This is a genomic window from Methylococcales bacterium (assembly GCA_030949405.1).
Lineage (GTDB): Bacteria > Pseudomonadota > Gammaproteobacteria > Methylococcales > Methylomonadaceae > WTBX01.
Genome location: JAUZSN010000002.1, coordinates 955181 through 967479, shown reverse-complemented (window position 1 = coordinate 967479; position 12299 = coordinate 955181). Strand labels below are relative to the sequence as shown.

12 protein-coding genes are annotated in these 12299 nt (G+C 39.5%); 11 read left to right on the top strand and 1 reads right to left on the bottom strand.

Annotated features, from left to right (window positions below; genetic code table 11):
* Positions 1-19 precede the first annotated feature (19 nt).
* The 8 genes from Q9M50_05145 to Q9M50_05110 all read left to right on the top strand — a co-directional run bounded on the left by Q9M50_05145 (position 20) and on the right by Q9M50_05110 (position 8449).
* Positions 20-364: a cytochrome c gene (locus Q9M50_05145; protein ID MDQ7090014.1), complete on the top strand. Its 345-nt coding sequence runs from the start codon at positions 20-22 to the stop codon at positions 362-364.
* Positions 365-458: 94 nt separating this feature from the next.
* Positions 459-1037 carry a YqaA family protein gene (locus Q9M50_05140; GenBank protein MDQ7090013.1) on the top strand — a complete coding sequence of 193 codons (579 nt, stop codon included), beginning with the start codon at positions 459-461 and terminating at the stop codon, positions 1035-1037.
* Positions 1038-1423: 386 nt separating this feature from the next.
* The gene (gene tsaB / locus Q9M50_05135; protein ID MDQ7090012.1) at positions 1424-2107 is read left to right on the top strand and encodes a tRNA (adenosine(37)-N6)-threonylcarbamoyltransferase complex dimerization subunit type 1 TsaB; all 684 of its coding nucleotides are present in this window, start codon (positions 1424-1426) and stop codon (positions 2105-2107) included.
* Between the two features lie 46 nt (positions 2108-2153).
* Positions 2154-2774 carry an L-threonylcarbamoyladenylate synthase gene (locus tag Q9M50_05130; GenBank protein ID MDQ7090011.1) on the top strand — a complete coding sequence of 207 codons (621 nt, stop codon included), beginning with the start codon at positions 2154-2156 and terminating at the stop codon, positions 2772-2774.
* 12 nt (positions 2775-2786) lie between these two features.
* A complete protein-coding gene (locus Q9M50_05125) occupies positions 2787-3446 on the top strand; it encodes a site-2 protease family protein (GenBank protein ID MDQ7090010.1) in 660 nt (219 codons plus the stop codon).
* Entirely contained in the window at positions 3443-4585 is a 1143-nt protein-coding gene (gene lpxB, locus Q9M50_05120; GenBank protein ID MDQ7090009.1) for a lipid-A-disaccharide synthase, read from the top strand. The genes Q9M50_05125 and lpxB overlap by 4 nt, the downstream gene beginning before the upstream one ends.
* Positions 4586-4629: 44 nt before the next feature.
* Positions 4630-5907 (top strand): tRNA (N(6)-L-threonylcarbamoyladenosine(37)-C(2))-methylthiotransferase MtaB, encoded by a 1278-nt coding sequence (mtaB, locus tag Q9M50_05115; protein MDQ7090008.1) that lies wholly within the window; start codon positions 4630-4632, stop codon positions 5905-5907.
* A gap of 205 nt (positions 5908-6112) precedes the next feature.
* Positions 6113-8449 carry a TonB-dependent receptor gene (locus tag Q9M50_05110; GenBank protein ID MDQ7090007.1) on the top strand — a complete coding sequence of 779 codons (2337 nt, stop codon included), beginning with the start codon at positions 6113-6115 and terminating at the stop codon, positions 8447-8449.
* Between the two features lie 489 nt (positions 8450-8938).
* Here Q9M50_05110 and Q9M50_05105 read toward each other — a convergent pair whose 3' ends face one another.
* Entirely contained in the window at positions 8939-9418 is a 480-nt protein-coding gene (locus tag Q9M50_05105; GenBank protein MDQ7090006.1) for a cytochrome P460 family protein, read from the bottom strand.
* Positions 9419-9543: 125 nt separating this feature from the next.
* On the opposite strand from Q9M50_05105, the gene Q9M50_05100 reads away from it, so the two are divergent.
* The 3 genes from Q9M50_05100 to Q9M50_05090 all read left to right on the top strand — a co-directional run bounded on the left by Q9M50_05100 (position 9544) and on the right by Q9M50_05090 (position 12295).
* Positions 9544-10119: a YceI family protein gene (locus Q9M50_05100; protein MDQ7090005.1), complete on the top strand. Its 576-nt coding sequence runs from the start codon at positions 9544-9546 to the stop codon at positions 10117-10119.
* Positions 10120-10571: 452 nt separating this feature from the next.
* Positions 10572-11345 (top strand): helix-turn-helix domain-containing protein, encoded by a 774-nt coding sequence (locus tag Q9M50_05095; protein ID MDQ7090004.1) that lies wholly within the window; start codon positions 10572-10574, stop codon positions 11343-11345.
* Between the two features lie 353 nt (positions 11346-11698).
* Positions 11699-12295 carry a hypothetical protein gene (locus Q9M50_05090; protein ID MDQ7090003.1) on the top strand — a complete coding sequence of 199 codons (597 nt, stop codon included), beginning with the start codon at positions 11699-11701 and terminating at the stop codon, positions 12293-12295.
* Positions 12296-12299: the final 4 nt, after the last annotated feature.

The window sequence follows — 12299 nt, the reverse complement described above, 5'->3', positions numbered from 1 at the left end:
CTATAAAAGAGAGAATAAAATGAAAAAAATATTAATTACCGCAGCGATGATTACTTTAATCGGTTTAAGCTCACCTTCATTCGCAGCATCTGATGCTGATTTAGAAAAAATAGGTAAAAAAATCTATGATCGTGCGTTCGGTCGGGGTTGTGGTACGTGTCATGATATTGCATCAAACCCTCAGTTAGCGGCTCTCATTAAAGGGGGTAATTTAGATAAAGCTAAATTTGCAAAAATTCTTAGAGAAGGCAAAAACGGAATGCCTGCTGCATTGAAAAATATCATGGGAATAAAACCTGTCATTAAAGCAGGTTTAAGCGAAGATGAAGCGATTGATGCGGTTTATAAATTTTTAAGCAAATAATCGTTATAAACACAAATACGTTTTTATAAGGCTGTGTTGAGTGGGAAACCCCCATCCTACACGGCTTTTTTTATTTAAGACTGGGCTTTTTACCATGTTTCAAAAACTTTATGATAAAGCTCTAACCTGGGCTAAACATCGTCATGCAACTAAATACTTATTTGCCTTAAGCTTTGCTGAATCGTCTTTTTTTCCCATTCCTCCTGATGTGATGCTGGCCCCTATGGCCTTAGCACAGCCTAATAAAGCATTTTCGTTTGCACTCTGGACGACGATTGCCTCCGTTTTAGGCGGAATGCTGGGCTATGGCATCGGTTATTTTTTATTTGATTCCTTTGCACCTTGGTTACAAGAAACGCATTATTGGGGAAAATATTTACAAGCGAAAGAATGGTTTGAAAACTGGGGATTTTGGGCCGTTTTTATTGCAGGATTTTCACCCATCCCCTATAAAGTTTTTACGATTGCAGCGGGGGCCTTACACATGTTTTTTTTGCCCTTTATTGCCGCCTCTATTGTCGGTCGGGGCGCTCGATTTTTTTTAGTGGCGATGTTACTCGCGGCTGGCGGTGAAAAACTGGAATCAAAGCTGCGTCAATATATGGACATCATTGGCTGGGTAACGGTTTCTTTAGTCGTTATAGGTGTTTGTATTTATAAATATTATCCCTAAAAAATAAATTTAAGTGAGCTTTCCTTATAATTTAAAAATAATAATTTCTGGTTGTTAGAGAGCGGTATTTTATCTATATTTATGGCTGTCTTTTCTTATCGTTACCCTCTTCTTAATTTTTCTATTTCAAAATCCTAACCCGCCTTTACTTTAAATAAAAAAAAGACTATTATAATTCGCAATAAGACCCTTCAAACCTCTCTAGGACACTCAAACCTGAAAGGTTTATTTTTTACAGAGCAAGTAATAAGCCGCCTCGTAACTATCAAAAAACACCCTTATCAATTTCTGAACAAGCAACGCGAGACTAATAAAGAGCGATCTTGTTTGTAATCACAAAAATGTTTCGTTCAATATGCGCAATTAACCCAAATAGCAGTGAAAAAATGAAACTACTCGCCATAGAAACCTCGACCGAAGCCTGTTCAGCCGCGCTTTATCTTGATAATGAAATTCATGAATCGTTTGAACTTGCCCCACGCGAACATACCAAACGCATTTTGCCGATGATAGATAAACTGATGGCAGAAGCCCAATTAACGCCCCACCAATTAGATGGCATCGCCTTTAGTTGTGGCCCAGGCTCTTTTACAGGCGTGAGAATTGCCACAGGCATTACGCATGGAATTGCGCTAGGGGCTGATTTACCCGTTGTTCCCGTTTCAACCCTAGCCGCCATCGCTCAAACATTTTTTAATCAAAATCCTGAAACCCTCGCTTTTACAGCAATGGATGCTCGAATGAGCGAAATTTTTTGGGGGGTTTATCAAAAAGATCATGAGGGTTATGCCCAATTAATCAATAAAGAGGCAGTAACTCCCGCAACGGACATTAAATTTCCAATCGAGTCAGGGGTCGGAATAGGCACGGGATTTTCTCTTTATCATACCGAACTCAATCATGCGCTAGGTGAATTGCTTCAACGCTATGAAACCGATAATTTACCTCGAGCCAGTGCAATTGCCCAACTCGGTGCTTTAGGTTTAAAAAATAACCAAGGCGTGTCTGTTGAATTAGCACAACCCACCTATTTACGTGATAAAGTCGCAAAAAAAGAATCCGAACGATAATCAGTTATATAATGATGTTATTATTTAATTTTATCTCCCGTCTACTATGGCTCAATATTTTGAAATTCACCCCGAATCACCTCAAGCCCGTTTAATTCATCAAGCGGTTGAAATTATTCGTAAAGGCGGGGTTATCGTTTACCCAACGGATTCTTCTTATGCTATTGGCTGTCATATAGGGGATAAACAGGCCGCTGATACTATTCGTCGTCTTCGTCAATTAGATGCTAAGCATGACTTCACCTTAGTTTGCAAAGATTTAACCCAAGTCTCCACCTTTAGTAAAATGGCCAATGATGCCTACCGACTGATTAAAAACTTAACTCCGGGAGCCTTCACCTTTATTTTAGATGCCACCCGCGAAGTCCCCAAACGTTTACAACATCCTAAGAAAAAAACCATTGGCATTCGGATTCCTGATAATGCCATTGTTCATGCTTTATTGACCGAATTAGGGGAACCGTTACTTTCATCAACCTTAATTCTACCTGATGACGAACGCCCTTTATCCGATCCTTATGACATTAGAGCGCGTTTAGAACATGAACTCGCCCTCGTTATTGATGGTGGAATTATTGGGGATGAACCCACGACTGTGATTAATTTAGTCAACGGTCAAACAGAAATTACCCGACAAGGCAAAGGGCTTGCCCCCATGCTAACTTAAGGACGCTTAATTATGATGGATGAATTAACCCTAATCCAACGCATTGTTGTTTGGATATTACCCGTTATATTTGCTATTACGGTTCATGAAGTCGCCCATGGGTGGGTCGCTAAAAAACTGGGCGACAATACCGCCTCTGATTTAGGTCGCTTAACCTTGAATCCGATAAAACATGTGGATTTAGTCGGAACTATTATTCTACCTGCCTTATTACTGATGTCCTTCACAGGTTATATTTTTGGCTGGGCAAAACCTGTCCCTGTCGTTCCTCAAAATTTTAAAAGTCCACGGAAGATGATGGCACTAGTGGCCTTAGCGGGTCCCGTTTCTAATTTATTGATGGCGACGGCATGGGCTTTAATTATGCGTTTAGGAACGATCGTTTCTGTTCATAGCGAAGTCATTGCACTGCCCTTAATTTATACAGGGGTTGCAGGGGTTAGCATTAATTTAGTGCTTGCCTTGATTAACCTCATTCCCTTACCGCCCCTTGATGGTGGACGTATTGTTGCGGGAATTTTGCCTGAAAAACTCGCCTTTTATTATAATTATTTAGAACGCTTTGGGTTTATCATTTTATTGGTCTTATTGTTTACAGGTGGACTCAATATTATCTTAGGCTACCCTTTATTTGTTCTTCAGAAAGTTTTTTTTAGCTTGGGGGGAATATGAGTTCACCCCGAACTATTTTATTCAGTGCGGGCGAATCCTCTGGCGATCAACATGCCGCGAATATGTTTCTCGCCCTAAAAAAACGGGACTCCACACTAAAAGGCATTGGCATGGGAGGGGTGAAAATGCGTCAAGTCGGTATTCAGACGCATTATGACTCGACAAATATAGGGGTTATTGGCGTTGTTGAAGTCTTAAAACAGTATACTGAAATACGCCGCGCCTTAAAAAAAATACAACAACTCATCCTTAATCAACAACCTGATTTAATTGTTTGTGTCGATTATAAAGAATTCAATTTAAAATTAGCTCAATTTGCCAAACATCATGGATTTAAAGTCCTATTCTATGTAAGTCCCCAAGTTTGGGCATGGCGACCCAAGCGCGTTATCACCTATGGAAAAGCCATTGACATGATGGCGGTTATCTTCCCTTTTGAAACCGCTTATTATGAGGCAGAAAACGTTCCTGTACGTTATGTCGGTCATCCATCTGTTGATAAAGTCCAGCCCCTACGCACTCAAGCTGATGACCTGAAATTATTTAAATTAAACCCAAATGCGCCTATTGTTGGCATTCTACCGGGTAGCCGTACCGATGAAATTAAGCGCATCCTACCCGTCATGGTGGCCGCTGCAAAAAAAATACGCCATAACCACCCGACCGTGCAATTTATTTTACCTCAAGCAGATTCCATCAGCGATGCGTTATTAGCGCCCTATGTTGAAAATACCGACATTCAGGTTATCAAAAATCAACCCTATGATGTTATTCAATGCTGTGATGCCATTATCACCACATCAGGAACAGCTACTCTTGAAATTGCCTTACTGACGATTCCAATGGTGATTGTTTACAAACTATCACCACTCACTTATTTTTTAGGGCGATTACTGGTTAATATTAAAATGATCGGTTTACCAAATATTATTGCCGATAAAAAAATTGTCCGAGAATTAATCCAACATCAAGCAACCTGCGAAAACATAGCCGCTGAAATTAATAAAATTTTAACCGATCATTCCTATACTCAATCCATTCGCACTGAATTAACCCAGATAAAAGAAAAGCTAGGAAATGGTGGGGGATCTGAAAATATGGCCACCCTCGCCTTAGAAATGTTAGCTGAAACCCATTAATATTTATGGGATAATGCTCTATTTTGTAGAGTTTATAGTTACTAATGTTGATACATCTTAGAGCTTTAGGTTGCCGTCTTAACGAAGCTGAGCTTGAAATATGGGCGCAATCGTTCCAAAAAGCAGGTCATCAAATCAGCCCCGAATTACATCACGCCAATGTCATTATTCTCAATTCATGCGCGGTCACTCAAGAGGCCGCTCGTAAATCACGCCAACTTATTCGCCGATTACATCACCAAAACCCAACCGCAAAATTAGTGGTCAGTGGCTGTTATGCGACTTTAAATGAAACCGAGGTCGCTCAACTATTAGGCGTTGATTTAGTGATTAGTAACGCCGATAAATCTCAACTGGTTGAAAAAACACTCTCAGAATTAAATTTTGATACCATGCCTGCGATGTCAACAGAAGCGGGGGCGCATTCCTTATTTACACGCGGTCGGCAACGTGCTTTTGTAAAAGTGCAAGATGGCTGTCGTTATCGCTGTACATTCTGCATTGTCACCATCGCTCGCGGGGAAGAAGTGAGTCGGCCCCTCACCGCGATTATTGATGAAATTAATCAACTTCATCAACAAGGCATTAATGAGGTTATTTTAACAGGGGTTCATTTAGGCGGTTACGGTACCGAAATTCAATTAGATTTATCCACACTCATTGAATCTATTTTGCAAGAAACAACGATTCTTCGCTTACGGCTAGGCTCATTAGAACCGTGGGATTTACCTGACGATTTTTTTAACCTGTTTCAAAACCCAAGACTCATGCCGCATTTACATTTACCGTTACAAAGTGGCTGTGACCGTGTTCTTAAACGGATGGCTAGACGCTGTAAAACACAGGAATTTGCAGACATTGTGACAAAAGCTCGTCAAAAAAATGCTGATTTCAATATCACAACCGATATTATTGTCGGCTTTCCTGATGAAAGTGAGGAGGAATGGCAACAGAGTTTTGATTTTATTAAAAAAATTGGCTTTGGCGGCATTCATATTTTTAGCTACTCCCATCGTGAAGGCACAAAAGCGGCCACGCTTGCGAACCCTATTCGTAAAGAAATTAAAAAACAACGCAGCAAGCAATTACATCAATTAGCAGCGGTTATGAAACAGCAATTTATTGAAACTCAATTAAATAAACAAGTTTCTGTTCTTTGGGAAACCCCTCAAACTGACTCACTAACGGGCAATTTATTAAATGTGGGTTATACGCCCAATTATTTACGCGTAGCCTGTGAGCATTCCCTCGATAATCCACTTGAAAACACCCTTTCATCGGTCACCTTAAAAACAATCGCGCCGAATTACATACACGCTTAAGAAATAAAAACCTGAGATGCAACTTATTTGCATCTCTACTTTTTATTTAATAATCACATGAGCTTATCTTTACCGTTAAAGGCGTTCGACTCATATTCAACGTCATGACTCAGGAAAAATTCCTTTTTTTCTCAAGGTCACCAATCGTCTTATAAAAAATGCTATCTTACTGTGCTTATTAGAAACAAAGAATATGAGATTTTCAATGAAAAAAATTCGACTGGGTTGGTCTCCCTTACTGTTCATTCTCTCATTCAATACGGTGAATGCCGAAAATGCACCTGTTGAACTAAAGGACTTTGACGTAATTGGGGTCACACCGCTATCAACGAATGGACTTCCTTTAAAAAAAATACCCGCCAATGTGCAAACGGTCTCCTCAGACGAATTGCAAGCGGCACAAAGCATTTCCCTTGCTGATTATATGAATCGTTACTTAGGCAGCGTACATATTAACGAGGCGCAAAATAACCCCTTGCAACCTGATATTTATTATCGCGGCTTTGTGGCCTCACCACTATTAGGACTCCCCCAAGGTTTATCCGTTTATCTGAATGGGGTTCGATTTAATGAACCGTTTGGCGATACGGTTAACTGGGATTTAATTCCTCAAGGGGCGATTGATTCCATGAGCCTAATTCCTGGGTCGAATCCTTTATTTGGTTTAAATACGCTCGGCGGGGCTGTTTCATTACAAACCAAAACAGGATTTTCAGCACCAGGGCATCAATTAGAAGTCTCAGGCGGTTCATGGGAACGCCATTCCGAAGAATTAACCAGCGGCTGGAATGATGGAACATGGGGTTACTTTATTGATTTACATCATTTTGAAGAAAATGGCTGGCGTGATTTTTCACCAACCGAAGCCAATCAAGTCATGGGAACCTTAAGCTGGCGTGGCGATCGCGGTGAACTGGATTTAACCCTTGCGGCAAATGATAATAATATGCGAGGAAATGGTGCCGTTCCGACTCAACTTCATGACCAACAACGTAAAGCCATTTTTACCCATCCCGATCAAACCGTTACACGACTATTTTTCTCGGAACTGTCAGGCGCATTTGATTTAACCGATAGTGTCGAATTAAGCGGTAATGTTTATTTTCGTCAAAATCGAATCAAATCTCTTAATGGCGATGACAGTGATTTTGAGCCTTGTTTTTTTAATGACAGCTTACTTTGTGATGAAGAAAACGAAACCGTGGCTAACCTCAGTAATAATGAAATTTTAACTACCGATGTTTATGGTAATCAAGATCCTGAAAATGTATTGGGAGCCACTAATAATACCAGTCAAACCCACATGAGAAGCACAGGCGGAACCTTACAAACGCTATTTAGTGAGAATTTATTCGGCCATGAAAATAATCTTATCGTTGGAATTTCCTATGATAATGCCAATGTTCATTTTGAATCCGATACCGAACTGGGTTTATTAACCGACAAGCGCGGCGCAACGGCGAGTGGTGCATTTGTTGAAGAAGCTCATGTAAGATTGAATACTTTAACAAAAACCTATGGCATTTATCTTAGTGAAAGTTTTTCTGTCACTGATGATTTAACGATTACTTTAGCAGGGCGTTATAATTACAGCACCATCATCATGCAAAATCAATACTATAATGGGGAAGATAAGCTCAGTGGTAAGCATCGTTTTAATCGTTTTAACCCGTCCGCAGGCTTTACCTATCAAATCATGGACAATCTAGGCATGTATGGAAATTACAGCGAATCGTCTCGAATTCCAACGCCTATGGAATTAAGCTGTGCCGATGAAAATGATCCCTGTAAATTACCCAATGCGTTTCTCGCTGATCCGCCTTTAAATCAAGTGGTTGCCAAAACATGGGAAGGCGGATTTAGAGGAAATTTAGATAACCTAATGAGTCAAGGGGATTTGAAATGGAATGTCGGCTTTTTTCATACCACCAATCATGATGATATTATTTTTAACCGTGGCGGAACCAGTGTTAGTGAAGGTTTTTTCAGTAATATTGGTAAAACCTTACGTTATGGCGTTGAAGCGGGAGTAAGCGGGCATATTCCTCAACTCTTTAGTTCCATTGATGATTGGCATTTCTCCACCAACTACACTTATTTAAATGCCCGTTTTCAAGATGGCTTTACGATTCAAAACCCGTTAGATTTAGAAGGTGACAATGGGGTTAATGTTGAACGAGGGGATCGGATTCCTGGTTTACCTGAACATATTTATAAAGCGTCATTAGGCGTGGATTTATGGAAACGTTGGACAATTGGAATAGATGCTCAATACAGTGGCGATCAATTTCTTCGCGGCGATGAAGCCAATATAACGAATCCTTTAGGCGGTTACTGGACTTTTAGTGCTAAAACAGAATTAAAAGTCACTGAAAATATTGCATTTTTTGGACGTATTGATAATATTTTTGATCGTGACTATAAATCGTTTGGAGTTTATGGGGATGCAACAGAGGTATTAGGTGAATCATACAATGATGGTCGCTTTGTCGCACCAGGCGCACCGAGAGCGGGCTGGATAGGTATTCGACTTTCTATATAAACCATAATAAGGCGTGAGTTTTACCGTTGCAAAACTCACACTATCCTGTATTTTTAAAATTATTTGTGAGTGAGCGCGTAATTAGTTAACTGATGATGTTACGCAAAAATTAGGTGACCGACTTAAGACGGGGCAAGTTGAGGTTAAACCGTTCGTGCTGAGTATGAACAGCTTAACCGTCCGCCCTTCGACTAGGCTCAGGACGAACGGTTAAGCCTCGCTCCCTAGGAGTTTGTCAGACTTAGGTTTATGTAGAAAAAATAACTTACAAACAAATCATTTTACTTTGAAAGTTAGGGTTGGTAATTGTTCTTCTTTCAAACATTAATTAGAATTTTTTAAAATATAATTAATTTATTATTCAATAACTTATAAGACCAACAAGCTCCTAGTATCCTGTCTTAAGTTGGTCGCCAAAAATTATAAATAGCCAACGAATAGGCCATAACTATTTTTCACTCCTCTGCGAAACATCGCTTACGTCTAACTTTATTTTACAGTCATCGCAGGTAACAAGGTATAGACATAATCATTCGCTTTCATCGGAGAATGACAGCTAAAACATGTTTTTGTTGTTTCTGCCGAGTGCATTTCAAGCTTACCTTTAACCCAATGCCCAAAACCCCAGCCCCCTGTTTTTGCATATTTTTTACTGTCTTTAATCATCGCTTCTGCCGCTGCAAATTCCGCAGGAACAATAGCCGCCGCCCAATTAGGATGCGCTCGTTCTTTCCAAACAACTTTAGCAATCATCGTTCCATCAGGCCAAGGGGTTACTTTATTGGCACGGGCGGCTTTAATCGCAACATCATTCCCTAAAATAGCGCGTAATGTTTTTTTATCCGTACGATGTGAAACCGATATTAATCGCCAATCTAAATACTCATTATCTACTTTTTTTTCTGCAAAGGCAGCAGGAGCAACAAAGCTCGCGGCTAAAATAAGGGCTAGGCTGTGTGTTTTTTTCATTGTAAATCCTTAAGGCTATGGTTGTTATTTTAAATCCATGTTTCATCTTAATTTTACTTGAACCCTTAATCAGAAAAGGGGTCTTATCGCTTTCATATTATCAATTACACCCAAGGAAAACAAATATGCGTAAATTTCTTTCAATTCTAGTGATCACTCTATGCACCTCCTCTTATGCGATGGCCGATTGGTCACTGGTTAATGATGAGTCAACCTTGAGTTTTATTTCAACCAAAAAATCAGCCGTTAGTGAAGTTCATCACTTTAAAACAATGAGTGGAACGCTTGATGAAAAGGGCGGTTTAAAACTGTCCGTTGATTTAAGTAGTGTTGAAACTAATATTCCTATTCGTAATCAACGCATGATGGAACTGCTTTTTGAAGTCAGTCAATATGCGAATGCAACGCTAACAAGCACACTTGATTTTCAAAAAATAATGAATCTGAAAGAAGGCGATACTTATCTTGAGACACTCACTTTTGATGCGTCATTACATGGAATTGCACAAAAAATTAAGACCCCTGTAAAGTTTATTAAGTTATCTAATAATAAATTAATGCTGATGTTAGAGAAGCCTGTGGTGATTAATGCCAGTCAATTTGGTTTAGGTAAAGGCCTTGAGAAATTACAAGCGATTGCAAAGTTACCGTCGATTAGTACCGCCGCCCCTGTTACGTTTAGCTTAACTTTTACGCAATAAAAAGATCTAAGTTACCCTACGAGCTATTCTTCATCCGAAGGAATAACTCGCCATCGAACAAAACAAAATCACAGCAATCTTAAAATTTATTTATTATACTTTTAACCCCGTTATACAGAACCCTACATTATTAATTTATCCTATTGATATTAAACCTAAAATAACGTATGTGTTCGACCTATAATGGGGTTGCAAGGGAAACAAAAAAATTGACAAGCCCCACCAAAAAAGGTAATCTTATTAGTTCAGCTTCAAATAACTTTGAAGTTACTGTTTTAGAACTACAGTTAAAAAAGATGCATTGTAAGCGCACCGTTCGGTTACGCGCTTTTTTTATGCCTAAAATCTACCCTTATGGTGGGTTGTCTTGGAGACCTTAGGGTCGCTGATTCCTTTTTTTCGGTAGTTCTAATCCAATTCAACCTACCACCCGTATTTAGAACTTACGGCTGGTGGATTACAATTTAAAAAAGGTAAACACCATGAGCTTTAAAGCTATCACATGGGCATTCAACCAAAGCCCTAATAAACCCATTCAAAAACACCTTCTTTTTATCCTAGCCTATCGAGCGGATAAGAATTATCAATGTTACCCATCCATTTCATGCTTGATAAGAGACACAGGCATGGGACGTAGAACGATTCAAGAGCATTTACGTGAACTCTTAGCCCAAGAATTAATCACCATTACTGAGCGCATTGGTTCATCAAATATCTATACTTTAATCCTATCTAATGAAGGGGAAAAGGGTGACAAAATAAAGCCATTTTTTCAGCACCACCGTAAGAAATCTGCACTCCCCTTGTGCGAAACCCGCATACAGAATCAGTCAATTAAAACCTCTTCTCTCTCTACGGAGGAAGTTAAACAAATAATGATCCCTGTGGATAACTTGACTGCCGAAATGAAAGCCGCTTACAACTGGGCAAAAAAAGAACCTTTTTGGTCACCCAGAATTGAACAAATAAATAACTTCATTCGCTTTTACACCACAGGCGATCTGAAAAACCAATACCTTCATACTTTAAATAAAAAAAATAAAGCCACAAAACCGATAAGTTACAGCAAACCGTCAGAACCTGAAGCTCACCCTTGGAATCAAAAATCGAAACCCATTGATAAAATAGAAAATATCATTCATTTCAAAAATTTATTAAAAAAATTCGGCGAAACAGCTTTAACCAGTATCCCCGTTGAATATCATTCACAATTGCAGGGTATTTAAAAAATTTCATTCCCAAATTCTGTTTGGTTTATCCATAAACACGCAAGCTGGACTAAGGTTTGTAGGCTGGATTGGAGCTAAATTTTTTTCGCTAACGCTCTACCCAACCTTGTATCTATAAATACTAAAAAAGAAAGTAAATTATTGCTGAGTTATGAAAGCAGAGTATGATTGAGCAGACATGAAAAGTAGGAAGAATCCTTTTTCTGCACAGTTAAAGCAGCAAAGTATTGAGTGACAAGTAGCTGCAGATCTTTGATGTTTTGAAAACCTCAACGGTTTTTATCGGTTTGGTATTTGATTAAAGTGACTATGTGGTTAGAAAACCCAAGTTACTCCGACCCCTTTGGTCTTTGGTCTTTGGTCTTTGGTCTTTGGTCTTTGGTCTTTGGTCTTTGGTCTTTGGTCTTTGGTCTTTGGTCTTTGGTCTTTGGTCTTTGGTCTTTGGTCTTTGGTCTTTGGTCTTTGGTCTTTGGTCTTTGGTCTTTGGTCTTTGGTCTTTGGTCTTTGGTCTTTGGTCTTTGGTCTTTGGTCTTTGGTCTTTGGTCTCTTGGTCTCTTGGTCTCTTGGTCTCTTGGTCTCTTGGTCTCTTGGTCTCTTGGTCTCTTGGTCTCTTGGTCTCTTGGTCTCTTGGTCTCTTGGTCTCTTTGGTCTCTTTGGTCTCTTTGGTCTGCTTTGGTCTCTTTGGTCTGCTTTGGTCTCTTTGGTCTGCTTTGGTCTGCTTTGGTCTGCTTTGGTCCTCGACCCCTTTGGTCCCGACCCCTTTGGTCCTGTTATCTATTCCTGAAAACATTCGTGAACGGGTGCTTGAGAGCCATTTAATTACCCAAGAAGCATTTAAAGCATTAGAAGCAGATCAGCCAGAAGAATTTATTAAACTCAGAGCGGCTGAAATGGAGCGTAAAGAGATAGAGTTTATGAAAAAATTTGGAGGAATTATAAATGATTAGTCAT